Consider the following 18,697-nt stretch of genomic DNA (forward strand, 5'->3'; position numbering starts at 1 on the left):
CGGAATTCGCCAACACGCGGGTTATAGCGTGGGCGGACGGGATCGGCGAACGCGGATGCGACGCGGTCGGGGGCGTTTGTAATTGATCGTCGGCGCGCACGCTCTACAACCCGACCGTGACCTTGCCCCTTCGCCGTCTCTCCGCCGCCCTGCTGTCCCTCCTCCTCGGTGTCCTAGCCCCAGGGTCGGCTCGCGCCGCCGCCGAGGGCGCGACGGAGACGGTCGAACAGGCCCTGTGCCGCCTCATCGAGGGCTCGGCCAAGGCCCGCGGCCTGCCGGTGCCGTTCCTGACGCGCCTGATCTGGCGCGAGAGCGCCTTCCGGGTCACCGCCGTGAGCCCCGTCGGCGCGCAGGGCGTCGCCCAGTTCATGCCGGGCACGGCCCGGGAGCGCGGCCTGACCGATCCGTTCGATCCCGAGCAGGCGATCCCGCACGCGGCTCATCTGCTCGCCGACCTCAACCGGCAATTCGGCAATCTCGGGCTGGCGGCGGCGGCTTACAACGGCGGGCCGGGCCGGGTCTCGGCCTGGCTCGCGGGCAGCGGCGGCCTGCCTACCGAGACCCGGAACTACGTCCTGGCGATCACGGGCTCGCCCGCGGAAGCCTGGCGCCCGGGCGCGGCGATCGAGATGCCCGAGGAGGACGCGCCGAAAGCGAAGGACGGTTCGACCAAGACGCAAGAGACCAAGACGCCGGAGACCAAGGATCTCGGACCGAAGAAATCCGAGGCCGCGGCTTCGGAGCCCGGGGCCAATTCCGAGACCAGCTGCCTCAAGGTAACGGCGGCGCTGCGCATTCCGTCGCGCGGCGACCGGTTCGCCCTCGGCGGAAACGAGGGGCCGGCGGCGCCCTGGGGCATCCAGCTTGCCGGAAACTTCTCGAAATCGCTGGCGCTGCAGAGCTTCGCGCGAACACGGAAGCTCTACACAAGCGTGATCGGCGAAGTTCGTCCGATGATCATCGGCACCCGCCTGCGCAGCCGCGGCACCCGCGCCTTCTACCGCATCCGCATCCCGGCCCAGAGCCGGGAGGCCGCCGACGGCCTGTGCGGGCGCATCCGGCAGGTGGGCGGCGCCTGCCTCGTCCTCAGAACCTGATCGGGACGCCAAGAACCTGAGGACCCGCTTCGCACCGCGACGCGACAGGTCGCTACGAATCGACCTCGCGCCATGAATTGCATTCGCGCCATGAATCCGCCGCGCCGGCCCTGTCACAGGGGGCTCGCCCCCCAACAGAGAGATGCATGACCCGGGTTCTTGCCGTCCTTGCCAGCCTCGCCGGACTCGCGCTCGTCGCGCTCGGCATCACGGCCTGCTCCCCCCTCGCCTTCTTCGACGCGATCGGTCCCCGGGACCAGGGCGGACGGATCAGCCTGAAGGACGCCGCGTTCGGCGCCCATCCGCGCCAGCGGCTCGACGTCTTCACCCCCGTGGCCGGCCCCACCGGCGCCCCCGTGCTGGTGTTCTTCTACGGTGGCTCTTGGAAGAACGGCGCGAAGGAGGACTATGCCTTCGTCGGACAGGCCCTCGCGGCGCAGGGTTTCGTGACCGTGCTGCCGGATTACCGGCTCTATCCGGAGGTCCGGTTCCCGGACTTCCTCGACGACGGGGCGCAGGCCCTGGCGTGGGTCGAGCGGAACATCGCCGCCTATGGCGGCGACCCGAGCCGGGTGGTCCTCGCCGGGCATTCGGCCGGCGCCTACAATGCAGTGATGCTCGCGCTCAACCCGTCCTACCTGCGCCGGGCCGGCGTCGATCCGCGGGTGATCCGGGCGGTGGCGGGCCTGTCCGGTCCCTACGACTTCCTGCCGCTGGATGCCGGCACCGCCACGGACTTGTTCGGCGAGGCCCCCGACACGGCGGCGACCCAGCCCATCACCTTCGCGGGCCCGCACTCGCCGCCGGCCTTCCTCGCCTCCGGCGACGGCGACACCACCGTGCGCCCTTCCAACACGCGCAGCCTCGCCGCGCGGCTGCGCGCTGCCCGCGTGCCGGTGCAGGAGCGGATCTATGCGGGGCTCGACCATGCCGACACCCTGCTGGCGCTCTCCGTGACCTTCCGGTCGAAGGCCCCCGAGCTCGCCGAGATGGCGGCCTTCCTGCGCCAGCACGCCGGTGAGCGACCGCAGCAGGCGCGGATGGTGCCCCACTAGGATCTGTCGGGGCGCAGCTAAAACCGATTATCCCGAAACGACAGACGACAAGACAGATTCCAGGGGCTCAGGCGCCGCGCAAGGCGTCCCGCGCCCGCCGGTGGTCCGGCGCATCGGCGAAGGCCCGGCGCATCGCCGACCAGAGCGGCGTGCGCGCGAGGTGCTCATCCAGCGGCAGGGCACGCTGGAGCAGCCCGTCGGGGCGCCGGCGCTCGGGATTGGCGTTGAGCCAGGTGTTTCGGTTGGTGATGTCCCAGGTGAGGACGTTGAGCACCGCCGCCTCGTCCAGGACCACGTCGAGGAAGCGGCGGACCAGGTCGGACACCGCCCGGTCGCGGGCATCCAGGTCGGCGGGGTAGGTCCGGTCGTTGACGTCGAGTTCCGTGACCTCGATGGCGAGCCCGAGGCCGGCCACCTCGCGCAGGAAGGTGCGCAGCTTGTCCTGGTTCAGCGGGTGTTTCGCGTAGAGGTGCCCCTGCAGGCCGAGCCGGCGGATCGGCACGCCGCGGCGGCGCATCCCCTCCAGGGTCCGCAGCACCATCGCGCGGCGCTGGTCGATCCAGTCCGCGTCGAGTTCGAGATCGTTCTCGTTCCAGACCCCAGCGGCGTCCGGTGCGACCGCGTGCTGGATGCGGAAGGCGAGATCGACGTAAGCAGGCCCCAGCGCCGCGAGCCACCGGGTGCGCTGCAGCCCGTCCGGGCGCCCGTCCTGGGGGCCGCAGATCTCGTTGACCACGTCCCAGGCCTCGATTTGCCCCCGATAGCGACCGGCCATGGCGCCGATCCAGCTGCGCAAAAAGGCTTCGCCCTCCCCCGCCGCGAGCCGTTCGCCGACCCAGGCCGGCAGGCCCTCGTGCCAGACCAGGGTGTGGCCGCGCAGGCGCTGGCGGTTGGCCTTCGCGAAGGCCGCGACTTCGTCCGCGTAGGTGAAATCGAGGCTGTCCGGTGCCCGCCAGGCATAGGTCAGCTTCATCGCGTTCTCGGACACGAGGATGCCGGCCTCCCGAGCCAGGGCGCGCCCGTAGGCCGGGTCCTGCCGCAGGGTGACGCCGTTCACCGCCGAGCCGTAGGCCACCCCCTTGCGCGCGGCCGCCGCCTGGAGGCTGTCCTCCGACCACGAAGGCGCCGCGGCGAAGCCGGGCCCTGCTGCGAAGACGGGACTCCCGGCAAGGCCGAGAGCGCCGCCGAGGACGGCTCGGCGGGAGGGGCCGGGACGGCTCACGCCCCGGCGGTCTCGGGCTCCGGCGGGATCACCCGGGGCCGGCGGTCCGGGCCGATCGCCACGAAGGTGAAGAGTCCTTCGGTGACCTTCATGGTCTCCTCGCCCTCGCGCTCCCGGCGCCAGACCTCCACCTGGATGCCCATGGACGTGCGGCCGACCCGCACGATCCAGGCGTAGATGCTCACCTCGTCGCCGACGATGACCGGTCGGTGGAAGGTCATGGCCTCCACCGAGATCGTGGCGCAGCGGCCCCGGGAGCGCCGGGCGGCGATGTTGCCGGCCGCGAGATCCATCTGGCCCATCAGCCAGCCGCCGAAGATGTCCCCGGCCGGGTTGGTGTCGGCCGGCATCGCGATGGTGCGCACCACGGGCGGGCCGCGGTCGTCGGGCTGGTGCGATGCGGAGGCGTCGGTCGTCATGGAGGAGAGGGTCTCTGGTTGCGCTGGACCGGCGCACGCAAGCCGTGCGCCGCCCGCGCCGTCATGTCACATCGGCCGTGGAGCGGCCAGGTTCTCAATCCGGCAGTGCGAAGACCACGAGGGCGTCGCCGGTGCCGAAGCCGGACCCCTTGGTGAAGGAGGCGCCGCCGGCCGCCACCGCGACGTACTGCCGGCCGTCGAGGGCGTAGGTGATGGGCGGGCCGCCGATGCCGGCGCCGCACTGGAAGCGCCACAGGATCGCACCGGTCTCGGCATCGTGGGCGTCGAGATGGCCGTCCTCCTCACCGGAGAAGACGAGGCCCGAGGCGGTGGCCAGCGTGCCGCCGGAGAGCCGGCTGCCGCCCTTCACCGTCCACTTGATCGCGCCGCCCCGGGCGAGGTCCACCGCCGTCAGGGTGCTGAAGCTCGGTTCGCCCTTGGCCTCGGTGGTCTCGGTGTAGCGGATCGCCGGCCGGTCGCCCGAGGCGGGGACCGTTCGGACCACGTAGGTGGTCGCTCCGTGCCGGACCTGGGCGAAGGCGGTCCCTCGCTGCGCATCGTAGGCCACCGGGTGCCAGGAGATCGCCCCGAGCGGTCCGGGACTGACCACCGTTCCGGTTTCGGTCGGGGGCGCGTAGAGGTTCTTCTGGGCGATCAGCGGCTCGGACTTCGCCAGAAGTTTCCCCGTCATGCGGTCGTGGACGTAGAGCCAGCCGGTCTTCGAGCCCTGCGCCACGGCCTTGACCGGGCCCTGCGGCGTCGGCTGGTCGAGGAGGAAGGGCGGGCTCGCCACGTCGTAGCCCCACTCGTCGTGCGGGACCTGCTGATAGTACCAGCGCAATTGCCCCGTACGGACGTCGAGGGCGACGAGGCTCATGGTGTAGAGGTTGTCGCCCGGGCGCGAGAGGCCGAAATTCTGCGGCGCCGGATTGCCGGTGCCGACGTAGATCAGCCCGAGATCCCGGTCGTAGGCCGGCGTCATCCAGAGCGAGCCGCCCCCGACCCGCCAGGCTTCCGGGTGGGCCGGGGCGGCGGCCTTCTCGGCGGCGATGTCCCGGTGCAGCGGCACCCCGTCGGGCGTGGTCGCCGAGAAGGCGCCCTCCCAGCCGTCCGACTTGGTCACGTACCAGCGCCAGCGCTCGGCCCCCGTGGCGGCGTCGTAGGCCGCGAGCCAGCCGCGGCGGCCGTAGCCGCCTTCGATGCCCACCACCGCGCCGCCGTCGAGGCCGCCCTTGGCGTCTTCCACGTGCAGGCCGTAGCCGGCGCCGGCGACGCCGACGATGACGAGGCCGTCGGCCACCAGGGGCGGCATCTTGAAGCCGAGGCGGCTCGACCCCTGGACCGTGCCGGCCCCGAGCGTGTCCGCCAGGGCCGAGGCGGTCTCCGATTCCCCCTCCTCCGGGCGTACCGCCTCGTGGTCCCACAGGACCTTTCCGGTGGACGCGTCGAGGGCGATGATCCGCCCGTCCATGGTCGCCTCGAAGACCTTGCCGCCGGAGACGGCCACGCCCCGGTTCGAGGGCGGCCCGAAGATCTTCTCCGTGCGCGCCTTGTGGGTGTAGGTCCACAGCACCCGTCCGCTGCGCGCATCGAGGGCGGCGACGTGGTTCTGGGTGGTCGAGACGTAGAGCGTCCCGTCCACCATCACGGGTTCCGCCTGGAAGTAGCCGGTGATGCCGGTCTGGAAGATCCAGGCCGGGCGCAGGGCCTTGACGTTGCCCCGGTCGATCCCGGTGAGCGGCGAGAAGTGCTGGTTGGTGTGGTCGCGGCCGAACATCGGCCAGTCGTCGGCCGCCAGGGCCGCCCCCGGCAGGCTCGCGAGAATGAGGGCGGTGAGTCCGCGGCAAAACGTGTTCGGCATGAGCATTCCTCACCTCGGTTGCCCCGTGGCCGGGCGATCCGCAGCGGATTCTGGGACGGGAACGGTTCCGATCAGCCCGGCGCGCCCGGGCGTCCGGCCCCGGCGAGCTGCGCGGGCGTGTCGGCGGCGCCCATGGAGCCCGCCAGGGCGGCGGCGGTGAGCCCCGAGCCGTCCCGGGCATCCGGATCGGCGCCGTGGGCGAGGAGCAACGCGACCATCTCGGTGCGGTTGAACATCGCCGCGGTCATCAGGGCGGTCCGGCTCCCCGTCCCCGTGCCGTCGACCTGGGCGCCGTGGGCGAGGAGCAGGCCGGCGATGGCCATGTCACCCTTGAAGGCGGCGCCGGCCAGCGGCGTCTGGCCCCGGTCGTTGGCGAGTTCGGGGTCGCCGCCCGCCTCCAGGATCACCCGCGTCGCCTCGGCCTGCCCGTTATAGGCGGCGAGCATCAGCAGGCTGTCGCCCTTGTCGTTGCGCAGGTTCGCCGGCAGGCCCTGCCCGAACAGTGTCGCGAGATCCTCCGCGTGCCCCATGCGGGCGTACTGGAAGACCCGGGCGGCGAAGGCCAGGGTGTCGGCGTCGAGCTCGGGTTTCGGCGACGTCTCGCCTGTCGAAGAAGTCTCGGGATCCATCGGTCTGTCCGGTCTGGGGCGCGATGCGGCGGCGGTCCTGCGCGCAACCTAGCTCCGCGGGCGCAGGTGTCGAGGAACGGAGGGGCGGATTCTTTGCGGCCGCCGTCAGAACCCGTGGCGGTCGAGGGTGTCTCGCAGGATGTCGATCGGAATCGCGTAGTCGGACTGCATCCCGAGATCCGGTGCGGCGCTGCTGCCGTGGATGCAGACGTAGGTGCCGCGCACGAGGCCGACGAGATCGAGGAAGAAGTCGTCGAGCATGTCCTGGTTGGTCAGCATCAGGCAGCGCACGCCGGGCTCGGCGAAGGCGAGGTTGCTGAGGGCGGCCCCCATCCCGCCGATGACGAAGCGTGCGGCGGCGAAGATCTGGACCTGGCGCGCGAAACACTCTGTCTCCGGATGAACGGTTCGGTAGCCGCGCTCCGCCAGCACGGCGATCACCTCCGCCTCGTTGACGAGGCGCCGCCGCGCGTTGCGGTTGCGGCTGACGTAGATCCGCTCCGCCAGCGGCTCGGGCGGGGGGCCGATCCGCTGGCGGATCTCCCGCGCGGAGTCGATGACGAGGGGCGACTTGGTGATCGGCTGCCGGGTGATCGGGGTCGGATAGACCAGTTCCGCGAACACGACCTCGCGCTGCGTGAGCCAGACGATCCGATCCGCGCCGATGCCCAGGGCCGCCAAGGAGTCCCGGTAGACCGTTTCCATCGCCGGAATGGCGTGAACGGTGACCTTGGCGCCGTCGAGCAGACCGGCGCGGGCGGCGACGTGGAGACGGGGCAGGCACTCGATGAGCCAGTGCCCGTAATTCTCGGCCCAGAGCTGCCAGAGATGCACCGTGCGGCCGGACACCCGGCGCGGATGGGGGAGGGTGTGGTGAACCGAACCCGTTCCGTCGGGCGCCAGCGTCAGGGCGCCGAGATAATCGCCGCGATCGCGGTTGATGAGGCTCTCCTCGACCAGGGCATCGCCCACCTGAACCAGTGCGAACCCGAAGACGCGGGCATCCCGGAATCGGTAGACGCGTGCCCCGGGGGGCACGGCCTCGGAGCCGGAGAACCGCGCCGCGAAGTCGGCGATCCGCGGCGGCGCCCCGACCAGTTCGGCGAGGGCCCGCCGATACGGCGGTGCATCGATGGAGATCGCCGAGGGGGCCGGGATCTCGGCCGCGGGCCGGAGGCGGATCGAAGCGGGAGCGGCATCCGGCTTGCCCACCATCCGGTACCCGCCGTGGCGTCGGTCCCCTCCGCCCACGGCCGCGAGCCGCTGGTCGAGGAGGCGCGCCGACGGGTTCAGGGCGGGCAGGCGCGCCCGGAATCCCGTGCGCTCCGGCACCGCGTAGACGCCGCCCCGGGCCAGCATGGGATAGAGGACGGCGAAGGCGAAAGCCCGTTCGGCCTCGGAACAGCGACGCTGGTCGACGATCAGGCTCGGGCCGTGAAAGCGTGCCAGCCCGCGCAGCCAGCGCCGATCGTCCAGGCGGCCGCATGCCACGGTGACATCGCCCGGAGCCCGGGTCGCGAGATCGGGATTGGCGGTGACGAGACAGATCGGCGCCTGAATGAAGCGGCGTCCGAACGGTTCGAGTCCGGGAACGAGTTCATCGCAGAGGATCAGGATCGCGCTCGGCCGCGTTGCCATGGCGAGGATGGCGGGCACGCAGGCGAGGCGCGATAAATCGCCCCGTGCGGTGTTTCCGGCCTCGGCGGAGCGACGGGCGCGCAGCATCCGGCCGCTGCGGACCCTTTTCCAAGCGGCCGGTAGAAACCATACTTGCACCATGCCGACTCCGAAGAAGCCACGCGCTGCGTCCGACCCAGCTCCCGACGCGGAGGTTCTGACCACGAATGTCAGGAATTCCAAGGGCTCGGACGGCAAGGGCTCGGACGGCAAGCGTGCAAGCGCCGAGGGCGCTGGCCCCAAGGCCGCGGGGGCAAAGGCTTCCGGAACGAAGGCGTCCGCACCGAGGACGCCGAATTCCAAGGCGTCGAAGCCCGAGCTCCAGCCCCTCGACGAGCACCTAGCGGCCCTCCTCAGCCCGGCCCTGAACCGGAACCGCCTGCCGCCGGTCGCGCCGCCGGCCCCGGCCCGTCCGGGCCAGCCGAAGCCGCCGCGCGGACGTGCCAAGGCGCCCGCGGCTTCCAACCAGGCGCCCGCGGCTTCGGGCCAGGCGCTCTCGGCTTCCAGCAAGGCCCCGGCGATCGTCCCGGACAAGGCCTCCGGCATGGGCTTCGGCGAGGCCGCGCAGGCGACCTTCGCCCATGGCGAAGCAGCCGACGTCGATCCGCGCCTCGCCCAGGCCCTGGGCCTGCGCGCGCCGGAGGACGGACCGGTCCCGGAGGGCCTGGGGGCGGTCGAGCCGGCGGATGATGAGGAGACCTCGCTGGCCGCGGACGGCGTCTCGGCCACCGTGGACGCGCTGTCGCGCCTGCTCACCGAAGGCAACCCGCTGTTCCGGGATGGCCAGACCTGGGTGCCGCACCGGCCGGATCGGCCGAAGAAGTCCGAGGGCGGTCTCGCCTTCACGCTCAAATCGGAGTTCGAGCCGGCCGGCGATCAGCCCCGTGCCATCGCCGAGCTGGTGGACGGCGTGAAGAAAGCCGAGCGCGATCAGGTGCTGCTCGGCGTCACCGGCTCGGGCAAGACCTTCACGATGGCGAAGATCATCGAGGCGACCCAGCGCCCGGCCCTGATCCTCGCGCCGAACAAGACCCTGGCGGCGCAGCTCTATGGCGAGTTCAAGAGCTTCTTCCCTGACAACGCGGTGGAGTATTTCGTCTCGTACTACGATTACTACCAGCCCGAGGCCTACGTGCCGCGCTCGGACACCTTCATCGAGAAGGAATCGTCGATCAACGAACAGATCGACCGGATGCGCCACGCCGCCACCCGCGCCCTGCTGGAGCGCGACGACGTCATCATCGTCGCCTCGGTCTCTTGCATCTACGGCATCGGCTCGGTCGAGACCTACACGGCGATGTCGTTCACGGTGTCGCTTGAGGAGAAGATCGAGCAGCGCCAGCTCATCGCCGACCTCGTGGCGCTCCAGTACAAGCGCATCCAGTCGGACTTCGCCCGCGGCACCTTCCGGGTGCGCGGCGACGTGATCGAACTCTGGCCCGCCCACCTGGAAGACCGCGGCTGGCGCATCGGCCTGTTTGGCGACGAGATCGAATCCATCACCGAGTTCGATCCCCTCACGGGCAAGAAGATCAACGACCTCAAGTTCGTGAAGGTCTACGCCAACTCGCACTACGTGACGCCGCGCCCGACGCTCCAGCAGGCGATCAAGGGCATCAAGACCGAGCTCAAGCTGCGGGTCGACGAGCTGACGAAGATGGGCCGCCTGATCGAGGCGCAGCGCATCGAGCAGCGCTGCACCTTCGACATCGAGATGATCGAGGCCACCGGCGCCTGCAACGGCATCGAGAATTATTCGCGCTACCTCACGGGGCGCAAGCCCGGCGAACCACCGCCGACCCTGTTCGAGTACCTGCCGGACAACGCCCTGGTCTTCACCGACGAGAGCCACGTCACGGTTCCGCAGATCGGCGGCATGTACAAGGGCGACTTCCGCCGCAAGGCGACCCTGGCCGAGTACGGCTTCCGCCTGCCCTCCTGCCTCGACAACCGCCCGCTGCGGTTCGAGGAATGGGACGCGATGCGACCGCAATCGATCCACGTCTCGGCCACGCCGGCCAAGTGGGAGATGGAGCAGACCGGCGGCGTCTTCGCCGAGCAGGTCATCCGCCCCACCGGCCTCGTCGACCCGGTGATCGAGATCCGACCCGCCCGCTCCCAGGTCGACGATCTCCTGGGCGAAGTCCGCGAGGTGGCGCAGGCCGGATACCGCACTCTGGTGACGACGCTGACCAAGCGCATGGCCGAGGACCTGACCGAGTACCTGCACGAGAACAGCGTGCGCGTGCGCTACATGCACTCCGACATCGATACCCTGGAGCGCATCGAGATCATCCGCGACCTGCGGCTCGGGGCCTTCGACGTGCTGATCGGCATCAACCTCCTGCGCGAGGGCCTCGACATTCCGGAATGCGCCCTGGTGGCCATCCTGGACGCCGACAAGGAGGGCTTCCTGCGTTCGGAAACCTCGCTGGTTCAAACCATCGGCCGCGCGGCCCGCAACGCCGACGCCCGCTGCATTCTCTATGCGGACAACATCACCGGCTCGATGGAGCGGGCGATGGCCGAGACCGAGCGCCGCCGGACCAAGCAGCTCGCCTACAATGCGGAGCACGGCATCACGCCCCAGAGCGTGAAGCGCGGCATCGCCGACATCCTCGACAGCGTCTTCGAGCGCGACCACGTCCAGGTCGATACGGGGTTCGCCAAGAACGCCGTCACCATCGGCCACAACCTCAAGGCGGTCATGGCCGACCTGGAGAAGCGGATGCGCACGGCGGCCGCCGATCTCGACTTCGAGGAGGCCGCGCGCCTGCGCGACGAACTGAAACGCCTGCAGGCCACGGAGCTGCTGGTCTCGGACGATCCCATGGCCCGCCAGGGCGACGTGGAGCGGGAGGCGGGGCGCTTCGGCGCCAAGCAGAGCCGCATTTCCAAGCCGACCCTCGACAATATGGGGCCGGGGACCGACCGCGAGCTGCCGGTCGGCGCTCCGGTCTGGCAGGAGCGCCCGAAGGCCCGCTCGACTCAGGGGCTCGGAGGACAGAAGCCGAAATACAAGGGCGGGGGCGGACGCAAGCGCGGCTGACCGCACGGGACCCCGGCGGTTTGCCCGCGGCGGGCCGGAACCCATCGGCGGCGGCGGGGCTTGGTTCGGCAACAGACGCCCCCTCCCGTTCGGAGCCTGTCCCGTGACCCACCCATTCTCGCCCCGCTCCCGGGCAGGCCGCCCGGCCTTCCGGCCCCGCGCCGGCGGTGCGATCACCGCCCTGTTCCTGTCGGGCCTCGCCCTCTCGGGCGCCGTCGGCCTGCTCGTCGGGCCCGCGAGCCTGCGGCCGGCCTCGGCACAGTCGGTGGCCAATCCCAACGATCAGCCGACGCCCGGCACCCTGCCCGGCCGCGACACCGCGGCGGGCGCCGCCGAGCGGCCGACTGGCCAGGTCGCGCCGCCGAAGGCGATCTCCGCCCCGACCGCCGTCACCGCATCGGACGCAAAGCCGGGTGCGCGTACGAACCCGCTGGACCACCTTCCGGCGAAGGATCGCGCGGCCACGGGTGGAACGCGCCGCGACTGAGGCGTCGGCGCGGGGCCGCCATCGTTCATCGACACAGGGGAGAAGCGCATATGGGTCTGCTCGATCAAGTCATCGGCGGCGTTCTCGGACAGGTGCTCGGCGGCGGGCGCGAGCCCGAGCGGAGCGGCGGCCCGAGTGGCGGCTCAAGTGGCGGCATGCTCGGCGGGGCGATGTCGCCGATCGTTCAGGCCCTCCTGATGCTGCTGATGTCGAAGGGTGCCGGCGGCCTCGGGGATCTTCTGGGCGGCGGCCGTCACGACGAGGGCCGCCCGCCCCGCGGCGATGACGGGGGTGACATCGGCGGCTTCGGCCAGGACCGCGGCCCGGAGCCGGGCTACGGCCGCGATCGGGGCGAAGACGCCTCGCCCCTGCCCGGACGCGAAGGCGATTTCAGCGACCTGTCCGGGATGCTCGACGGCCCTGGCGACCGTGCCTCGGCCCCTCAGGATCGCAGCGCCGGTGCGGGGCCCTACGCGCATCTCGATCACGAGGCGCAGGACGGCCGCAGCGGGCTCGACGGGCTGATCGACCGCTTCCAGCGCGGGGGCCTCGGCGACGTCATGGAATCCTGGATCGGCTCCGGCGAGAATCGTCCCGTGGCGCCCGATCGTCTCGCCGACGCCCTCGGTTCCGACACGGTGAACGCCCTTCAACAGCGCACCGGCCTGGACCGGGACAACCTGCTGTCGCAGCTCGCCCAGGCCCTGCCCCAGGTCATCAACGGGCTGACGCCGCAGGGCCGCCGACCCACAGGGGAGGATATCCGGGGCTGGTGACCGCCCGTCAGGGCGAACCGAAGCGCATGCCGGGCTCGTAGAGCCGGAAGGTGTTGCGCCCGGAATCCTTGGCTTGGAACAGGGCGAGGTCGGCATTCCGGCACAACAGGTCGGGCTCGGTCCCGTCCTGGGGCGCCATCGCGACGCCGACGCTCACGCCGACGGTGACGCTGGTGCCGTCGACGTCGATCGGCTGAGACACGACCTCGATCAGCCGCTGAGCCAGGGTCCGGACGCTGCTGCTCACCACGGGTCCGGTCTGGATGATCATGAACTCGTCGCCTCCGATCCGCGCGACGGTGTCCTCGGACCGGACCAGGGCGCGCAGGCGGTTCGCGACCGTCCGCAGCAGGATATCGCCGGCATGGTGGCCGAGGGTGTCGTTCACGAACTTGAAGCGGTCGAGATCGAGACAGAGGACGGCGAAGGTGGCCCCGCGACGCTGGCTCACGGCGAGTTCCTGGACGAGGCGCTCGCGGAACAGCGTCCGATTCGCGAGATCCGTCAGGGCGTCGTGCCGTGCCATGTGGGCGATCTGGAATTCCGCCTCCTTGCGCGCACTGATGTCGCGCGCCGCGGCCACGTAGCCGGTCGCCCGCCCGCCGTCGGCATCGTAGGTCAGGTTGAAATTGACCTCGACCCAGATCCAGTTGCCGTCCTTCCGGCGGTAGCGCTGGGTCGACACCGCCCGGGTGACGCGCTCCGCGCCGAGATCGGACAGGAGCCGTCCATACGCCTCGGCATCGGCGGGATGGACCTGGTCCAGGGGCCGGGTGCCGATCAGTTCCTCGGCCTCGTAGCCGAGGAGGGTGCGTGAGGCCGGCGAGACGTAGCGGCGCACGGTGTCGAGGGTGGCCCAGATCACCATGTCGGAGCTGTTCTCGGCGAGAAGCCGGTAATGGGCTTCGCGCTCCCGCAGCTTGGCCTTCGCCCGATGCAGGCTGAGCTGCGCCGCCACGACCGAGGCCAGATCTTGCAGCCGCGCGCGATCCTCCGGTGCGAACCGGCGCGGGACCTGATCGACGACGCAGAGGATGCCGACGCGCAACCCGGCCTCGGCGACGAGCGGGGCGCCCGCGTAGAACCGGACATGCGGCGGATTGATCACCAGGGGGCTCTCACGAAAGCGCGGATCCGCCCAGGCATCCTCCACCACGAACACGTCGTCCGACAGGATGGCGTAGTTGCAGAATGCGCCCTCGCGCGCCGTCTCGTCGAGGTCGAGGCCACACTTGGCCAGGAAGTGCTGGTGGTCCTCCGCGATCAGCGAGACGTAGGAGATCGGCATGCCGAACAGGACCGCCGCCGTGCGGCAGATGGCGTCGAAATGCGGTTCGGGTTCCGCTTGCAGGATGTCGAGATCCTGCAGCGCCCTCAGGCGCTCGGCTTCGTTGCTCGCTTTGGGGTACATGCGTGCCCTGGATTCCAGCGGACCGGCGAACCCGACCGGCTGGGCCCGGCACCTCCGGGGTGCCGGGCCCAGCCGATTGCATCGGGCTGAAAGCGCTCATCGTGTAGTTGGACGGACAGTCTTCCGAAGAACCGGATGCCCATTCGCCGAACATCATGTTCGCATCCATTTACGAAATGAGCTTTAACGAGCCAGGTTTGAGCATTTCCCGAACGAAGGTGCGACACGTCATCATCCCCCGTTATTTTGTCGGACGGATCTGGCAAGTCGCGCAAAAGAATGTCGATCGCCCGGATTGGACGATCCGCTCGATCGTGCCAGTACATCCCCGCGCTCCACAACGGTGACCGACCCGGTCGTAGACCCGGAACGCGTGTTGAAACGCGCCGCTGCCGCCATCGGTATGGGCGTAATCGCGCAGGGTCGATCCTCCGGCCGCCACGGCCTCGGTCAGAACCTCGCCGATGACCTTGGCGAGCCGCCGGGCCTTCGGTGTCGGCGTCCCGTCCGGTCTGGCGAGTTGTCCCGCCCGCATCTCGGGGTGCAGCCCCGCCCGATGAAGGGCCTCGCAGACGTAGATGTTGCCGAGACCGGCGATCAGTCGCTGGTCCAGGAGGGCGGCCTTCAGCGGCGTGATCCTGTTGTGGAACAGGCGCGCGACGGCGTCCGCGGTCAGGGCCTCGCTCAGGGGTTCGATCCCCATGCCGGCGAAGTGCCGGCTCTCGCCCAGGGCGGGGGTCGGAACGAGATCCATGAAACCGAAGCGCCGGACGTCGTTGTAGGTCACGGTGGCGCCGTTCGACATCGCCATGACGACATGGTCGTGCTTGGCGTTGCCCTGTGCGCCCTCGAGGTAGAAATCGCCGGGTGAGAGATTGCGCCCGTCCGGCAGGGCCACGTCGAAGCGCCCGCTCATGCCGAGATGCATGATCAGCGACTCTCCCGAATCGAGACCGGCCACGAGGTACTTCGCCCGACGGGCGAGGTCCATGACCGTGCGGCCCTCCAGGCGCTCGTCGAAGCGGTCGGGGAACGGGAAGCGCAGGTTCGGACGCCGCAGGATCACGCGGCTGAAGCGGGACCCCACCAGGGCCGGGGCGAGGCCGAGCCGTACGGTTTCGACTTCCGGGAGTTCGGGCATGCGTGCGATCGGTGTCTTCGGTGCGGCATCGCCGATGGGGCACGTGCGGCGTCGCCGATGGGGACTGGGCTCGGATGGCAGATGGCGATTTCGGCCACGTTTCGCTATGAGCGTCCGCGAGAGGGTGGTCCATGAGTTCGGTGAAACGGTCGGTCGATCAATCCGCGGACGAGGCGAGCACGCATTTCGGCTTCGAAAGCGTGTCCCTCGACGAGAAGCAGGGGCGCGTCGACGACGTCTTCCGCTCCGTCGCCAAGCGCTACGACCTCATGAACGACCTGATGTCGGGTGGGCTGCACCGCGCCTGGAAGTCGCACCTCATCTCGATGCTGCGGCCGCCGCGCAACCGGCCCTTCCGGCACCTCGACGTGGCCGGCGGCACCGCCGACATCGCGTTCCGCGCCCTGGAGGCCGGCGGCCCCGCGACGCACACCACCGTGCTCGACATCAACGAGGCCATGCTGCGCGTCGGCGCCGAGCGGGCCGGGGACCGCTTCACCGGGCGCATCGACTTCGTAACGGCCAATGCCGAGGCGCTGCCCCTCCCGGCGGAGCGGTTCGATGCCTACACCATCGCCTTCGGCATTCGGAACGTACCCCGGATCGACAAGGCGCTCGCCGAGGCGCACCGGGTCCTGAAGCCCGGCGGCCGGTTCCTCTGCCTCGAATTCTCGAAGGTCGATCTTCCGGTGCTCGACCGGATCTACGACGCCTACTCGTTCCACGTGATCCCGCGCCTCGGCGCGCGCGTGGCCGGCGACGCGGATTCCTACCGCTACCTCGTGGAATCGATCCGCAAGTTCCCCTCCCCCGGGCGTTTCGCCGGCATGATCGAGGCGGCCGGGTTCCGGCACGTCAGCCATCGGCCCCTGACGGGCGGCATCGTGGCGATCCATTCGGGCTGGAAGGTCTCGTGACGGCGGGTTTCGTGACGACGCGGGCCGCCTGATGCTCGGCGCCGTCGTTCACCTGGCCCGCGGCGCGCATGTCGGCTTCGTGCTGGCGCGCGAGGGCGCCCTCGCCCTGGTCGACCCGACCGAGTTGCCGCCGCACCTCCGCCTCGTCCTGCGGATCGGCCGGATGCTGGAGCGTCCCGGCCTGGGGGTCGGCGCCGGCCCGCTCCAGCGCGCCCTGACGCGCCTCGGGCCGAGCTACGTCAAGTTCGGCCAGTTCCTCGCCACCCGCCCCGACATCGTCGGCGTGGCAGCGGCCCGCGACCTCGAAACCCTGCAGGACCGTGTCCCCCCGTTCCCGCAGGAGACCGCGATCCGCCTGGTCGAGGCGGCGCTCGGCAAGCCGGTGGCGCATCTCTTCGTCTCGTTCAGCCCGCCCATCGCGGCGGCTTCGATCGCGCAGGTCCACAAGGCCCATTGCCTGGACCTCGACGGCAACGAGCGCGTGCTGGCGATCAAGATCATGCGCCCGGGCGTGCGCGAGCGCTTCCAGCGCGACCTCCAGGTCATGCGCTTCATGGCCCGCGTGGTCCATGTGCTCTCGCCCAAGGCCGAGCGCCTGCGCCCCCGCGAGGTGGTGGAGATCCTCGCCCGCTCCGTGATGATGGAGATGGACTTCCGGCTCGAAGCGGCCGCGATGTCCGAGCTGGCGCAGAACACCCGGGACGACGCGGATTTCCGCGTGCCGAAGCCCGACTGGGAGCTGACCGCCCGCGACGTGCTCGCCAGCGAGTGGATCGAGGGCATCCGCCTCAACGACCGCGCCGCCATCGTGGCGGCCGGACACGACCCGAAGGCCCTCGGCCGGGCCGTGATCCAGTCGTTCCTGCGCCACGCCATCCGGGACGGCTTCTTCCACGCCGACATGCATCCGGGGAACCTGTTCGTCGATCCGACCGGAACGCTCGTGGCCGTCGATTTCGGCATCATGGGCCGGCTCGGGCACATGGAGCGGCGCTTCCTCGCCGAGATCCTGCTCGGCTTCATCCTGCGCGACTACAAGCGCGTGGCCCAGGTGCATTTCGAGGCCGGCTACGTGCCGGCGCACCATTCGGTCGAGGATTTCGCCCAGGCGATCCGAGCGATCGGCGAGCCGATCCATCAGCGCAAGGCCGACGAGATCTCGATGGCCAAGGTGCTCACCCTGCTGTTCGACATCACCGCCCTGTTCGACATGAGCACCCGCACCGAACTGGTGATGCTGCAGAAGACCATGGTGGTGGTCGAGGGCGTCGCCCGCTCGCTCGATCCGCAACTCGACATGTGGACCGGCGCGGAGCCCGTGGTGCGCTCCTGGATCGCCCGCAACCTCGGGCCGGTGGGCCGTGTCGAGAGCCTCGGCCGCGCCGCTCTGACCATCACCGACGTGGTCTCGGACCTCCCCGACCTCGCCCAGCGCCTGCGCCGCATCCTGGTGCGCCTCGACGAGCGGGGTTCCAGCGACGCCGGTCGCCTCGACGCCTTCGCCCGGGCCGAGCGCAAGCGCGCGATCTGGTCGACGGTGGCCCTGTGGGGCATCGCCATCGGTGCGCTGGTGATGGCGTTCCGGTAGCCTGCCTTGCAACGCTCCGTCAGGCTCGCCTCCCGAGGGGTTCGACCATGACCCGCCCGCTCCAGAACCGCCGCATCCTCCTCGTCATCGGGGGCGGCATCGCCGCCTACAAGGCGCTGGACCTGATCCGGCGCCTGCGCGAGCGTGGGGCACAGGTGCGCCCGCTCCTGACCAAGGGGGCCCAGGAATTCGTGACGCCCCTGGCGGCGGCGGCCCTCGCCGGTGAACGCGCCCATACGGACCTGTTCGACCGGGCCGAGGAAGCCGACATCGGTCACATCAAGCTTGCCCGGGACGCGGACGCCATCGTGGTCGCGCCGGCCACCGCCAGCCTGATGGCCCGCATGGCCACGGGCGATTCGTCCGACCTCGCCGCCACGGTGCTGTTGGCCACGACCCTGCCGATCCTGATCGCGCCCGCGATGAACGTGCGGATGTGGCAGCACCCGGCCACGCAGCGCAATCTCGCGACCCTGCGCGGCGACGGCGTCCGTGTCGTCGGTCCCAATGAAGGCGCCATGGCCGAAGCGGAGTTCGGGCCCGGCCGCCTCGCCGAGCCCGCCGAGATCGCCGACGCGGTGGAGACGATGCTGGCGGAGGCCCGTCCAGCCTCGGGCTTCGGCTTCCTGGCGGGACGCGGCGCGACCGCCGAGGCGGCGTCCGGCCCCTTGGCCGGCCGGCGCGTGCTCGTCACCTCCGGGCCGACCCACGAGCCGATCGACCCCGTGCGCTACCTCGCCAACCGCTCCTCCGGGCGCCAGGGCCATGCCATCGCGGCCGCCGCGGCGGCGGCCGGCGCGACGGTCATCCTGGTCTCCGGGCCGGTGGCGATTCCCCACCCGCCCGGTGTGCAGGTGGTCCCGGTCGAGACCGCCCGCGCGATGCTGGCGGCGGTGGAGGCCGCCCTCCCCGCCGACCTCGCCATCTTCGCCGCCGCCGTCGGCGACTGGCGACCGGCCGAGACGCGCGCGTCCAAGATCAAGAAGGATGGCTCCGCGCCGGCGCCCCTCGCCCTAGTCGAGAACCCCGACATCCTCGCCACCATCGCGGGACGCTCGGCCGGGCGCCCCCGCCTCGTCGTCGGCTTTGCGGCGGAGACCGACCGGGTTCTCGAGAACGCCCGCGCCAAGATCGCCCGCAAGGGTTGCGACCTCATCGTCGCCAACGACGTGTCGCCGGCCGGCGGGGTGATGGGCGGCACCGCCAACACCGTCCATCTGGTCGGGCGCGACGGCACCGTCGAGACCTGGCCGACCCTCGACAAGGACGAGGTCGGCCGCCGCCTGATCCAGCGTTTCGCCCGCCTCCTCGACCCCTGATCCACAGGCGCGGGACAAGCGTGCGGAGCCGATCGCGGGCTGGCGCGTT

Annotated in this window: 15 protein-coding genes; 8 read left to right on the forward strand and 7 right to left on the reverse strand. The window is 70.7% G+C overall.

Going from position 1 to position 18,697, the window contains the following annotated elements:
- Nucleotides 1–116: 116 nt before the first annotated feature.
- Together ASG51_RS10690 and ASG51_RS10695 are read left to right on the forward strand one after the other, a co-directional pair.
- Complete coding sequence (locus ASG51_RS10690; protein WP_200941336.1) at nucleotides 117–1,097, forward strand: lytic transglycosylase domain-containing protein; 981 nt, start codon at nucleotides 117–119, stop codon at nucleotides 1,095–1,097.
- Between the two features lie 146 nt (nucleotides 1,098–1,243).
- Nucleotides 1,244–2,152, forward strand: coding sequence for an alpha/beta hydrolase (locus ASG51_RS10695; protein WP_056380703.1), 909 nt, complete (start codon nucleotides 1,244–1,246; stop codon nucleotides 2,150–2,152).
- A gap of 67 nt (nucleotides 2,153–2,219) precedes the next feature.
- Here ASG51_RS10695 and ASG51_RS10700 read toward each other — a convergent pair whose 3' ends face one another.
- From ASG51_RS10700 to ASG51_RS10720, 5 genes are all read right to left on the reverse strand, one after another.
- A complete protein-coding gene (locus tag ASG51_RS10700) occupies nucleotides 2,220–3,374 on the reverse strand; it encodes an endo-1,4-beta-xylanase (protein ID WP_056380705.1) in 1,155 nt (384 codons plus the stop codon).
- Complete coding sequence (locus tag ASG51_RS10705; protein WP_056380707.1) at nucleotides 3,371–3,793, reverse strand: acyl-CoA thioesterase; 423 nt, start codon at nucleotides 3,791–3,793, stop codon at nucleotides 3,371–3,373. The genes ASG51_RS10700 and ASG51_RS10705 overlap by 4 nt, the downstream gene beginning before the upstream one ends.
- 94 nt (nucleotides 3,794–3,887) lie before the next feature.
- Nucleotides 3,888–5,654: a PQQ-binding-like beta-propeller repeat protein gene (locus ASG51_RS10710; RefSeq protein ID WP_056380851.1), complete on the reverse strand. Its 1,767-nt coding sequence runs from the start codon at nucleotides 5,652–5,654 to the stop codon at nucleotides 3,888–3,890.
- Between the two features lie 71 nt (nucleotides 5,655–5,725).
- Nucleotides 5,726–6,283 (reverse strand): ankyrin repeat domain-containing protein, encoded by a 558-nt coding sequence (locus ASG51_RS10715; protein WP_056222680.1) that lies wholly within the window; start codon nucleotides 6,281–6,283, stop codon nucleotides 5,726–5,728.
- Between the two features lie 105 nt (nucleotides 6,284–6,388).
- On the reverse strand, nucleotides 6,389–8,008 hold the full coding sequence (locus ASG51_RS10720; RefSeq protein WP_056380709.1) for a glycosyltransferase family 61 protein: 1,620 nt from the start codon (nucleotides 8,006–8,008) through the stop codon (nucleotides 6,389–6,391).
- A gap of 52 nt (nucleotides 8,009–8,060) precedes the next feature.
- Between ASG51_RS10720 and uvrB the strand changes: the two genes are divergently transcribed.
- The 3 genes from uvrB (at nucleotide 8,061) to ASG51_RS10735 (ending at nucleotide 12,272) form a co-directional block, all read left to right on the forward strand.
- Nucleotides 8,061–11,009, forward strand: a complete 2,949-nt coding sequence (uvrB, locus tag ASG51_RS10725; protein WP_244480113.1) for an excinuclease ABC subunit UvrB — start codon at nucleotides 8,061–8,063, stop codon at nucleotides 11,007–11,009.
- A 103-nt stretch (nucleotides 11,010–11,112) separates the two neighbouring features.
- Nucleotides 11,113–11,496, forward strand: coding sequence for a hypothetical protein (locus ASG51_RS10730; protein ID WP_338011826.1), 384 nt, complete (start codon nucleotides 11,113–11,115; stop codon nucleotides 11,494–11,496).
- Nucleotides 11,497–11,546: 50 nt separating this feature from the next.
- A complete protein-coding gene (locus tag ASG51_RS10735) occupies nucleotides 11,547–12,272 on the forward strand; it encodes a YidB family protein (protein WP_056380711.1) in 726 nt (241 codons plus the stop codon).
- 7 nt (nucleotides 12,273–12,279) lie between these two features.
- On the opposite strand, the gene ASG51_RS10740 is transcribed toward ASG51_RS10735, so the two are convergent.
- Both ASG51_RS10740 and mutM read right to left on the reverse strand, forming a co-directional pair.
- Entirely contained in the window at nucleotides 12,280–13,683 is a 1,404-nt protein-coding gene (locus ASG51_RS10740) for a sensor domain-containing diguanylate cyclase (protein WP_244480114.1), read from the reverse strand.
- 241 nt (nucleotides 13,684–13,924) lie between these two features.
- Nucleotides 13,925–14,824 (reverse strand): bifunctional DNA-formamidopyrimidine glycosylase/DNA-(apurinic or apyrimidinic site) lyase, encoded by a 900-nt coding sequence (gene mutM / locus ASG51_RS10745; RefSeq protein ID WP_056380713.1) that lies wholly within the window; start codon nucleotides 14,822–14,824, stop codon nucleotides 13,925–13,927.
- Nucleotides 14,825–14,955: 131 nt separating this feature from the next.
- Here mutM and ubiE point away from each other — a divergent pair, with 131 nt between their 5' ends.
- The 3 genes from ubiE to coaBC are packed head-to-tail and all read left to right on the forward strand — an operon-like array spanning nucleotide 14,956 to nucleotide 18,648.
- Complete coding sequence (gene ubiE / locus ASG51_RS10750; protein ID WP_056222692.1) at nucleotides 14,956–15,741, forward strand: bifunctional demethylmenaquinone methyltransferase/2-methoxy-6-polyprenyl-1,4-benzoquinol methylase UbiE; 786 nt, start codon at nucleotides 14,956–14,958, stop codon at nucleotides 15,739–15,741.
- A 31-nt stretch (nucleotides 15,742–15,772) separates the two neighbouring features.
- Nucleotides 15,773–17,329: a 2-polyprenylphenol 6-hydroxylase gene (ubiB, locus tag ASG51_RS10755; protein ID WP_056380714.1), complete on the forward strand. Its 1,557-nt coding sequence runs from the start codon at nucleotides 15,773–15,775 to the stop codon at nucleotides 17,327–17,329.
- 47 nt (nucleotides 17,330–17,376) lie between these two features.
- Complete coding sequence (gene coaBC, locus ASG51_RS10760; RefSeq protein WP_056380716.1) at nucleotides 17,377–18,648, forward strand: bifunctional phosphopantothenoylcysteine decarboxylase/phosphopantothenate--cysteine ligase CoaBC; 1,272 nt, start codon at nucleotides 17,377–17,379, stop codon at nucleotides 18,646–18,648.
- Nucleotides 18,649–18,697: the final 49 nt, after the last annotated feature.

Source organism: Methylobacterium sp. Leaf465 (genome assembly GCF_001424705.1).
Classification (GTDB): Bacteria; Pseudomonadota; Alphaproteobacteria; order Rhizobiales; family Beijerinckiaceae; genus Methylobacterium.

Coding starts and splice junctions, on each gene's coding strand:
- ASG51_RS10695 (WP_056380703.1), top strand. CDS start 1,244: ATGACCCGGGTTCTTGCCGTCCTTGCCAGCCTCGCCGGACTCGCGCTC.
- ASG51_RS10705 (WP_056380707.1), bottom strand. CDS start 3,793: ATGACGACCGACGCCTCCGCATCGCACCAGCCCGACGACCGCGGCCCG.
- ASG51_RS10710 (WP_056380851.1), bottom strand. CDS start 5,654: ATGCCGAACACGTTTTGCCGCGGACTCACCGCCCTCATTCTCGCGAGC.
- ASG51_RS10715 (WP_056222680.1), bottom strand. CDS start 6,283: ATGGATCCCGAGACTTCTTCGACAGGCGAGACGTCGCCGAAACCCGAG.
- ASG51_RS10720 (WP_056380709.1), bottom strand. CDS start 8,008: ATGCTGCGCGCCCGTCGCTCCGCCGAGGCCGGAAACACCGCACGGGGC.
- uvrB (WP_244480113.1), top strand. CDS start 8,061: ATGCCGACTCCGAAGAAGCCACGCGCTGCGTCCGACCCAGCTCCCGAC.
- ASG51_RS10735 (WP_056380711.1), top strand. CDS start 11,547: ATGGGTCTGCTCGATCAAGTCATCGGCGGCGTTCTCGGACAGGTGCTC.
- ASG51_RS10740 (WP_244480114.1), bottom strand. CDS start 13,683: ATGTACCCCAAAGCGAGCAACGAAGCCGAGCGCCTGAGGGCGCTGCAG.
- mutM (WP_056380713.1), bottom strand. CDS start 14,824: ATGCCCGAACTCCCGGAAGTCGAAACCGTACGGCTCGGCCTCGCCCCG.
- ubiE (WP_056222692.1), top strand. CDS start 14,956: ATGAGTTCGGTGAAACGGTCGGTCGATCAATCCGCGGACGAGGCGAGC.
- ubiB (WP_056380714.1), top strand. CDS start 15,773: ATGCTCGGCGCCGTCGTTCACCTGGCCCGCGGCGCGCATGTCGGCTTC.
- coaBC (WP_056380716.1), top strand. CDS start 17,377: ATGACCCGCCCGCTCCAGAACCGCCGCATCCTCCTCGTCATCGGGGGC.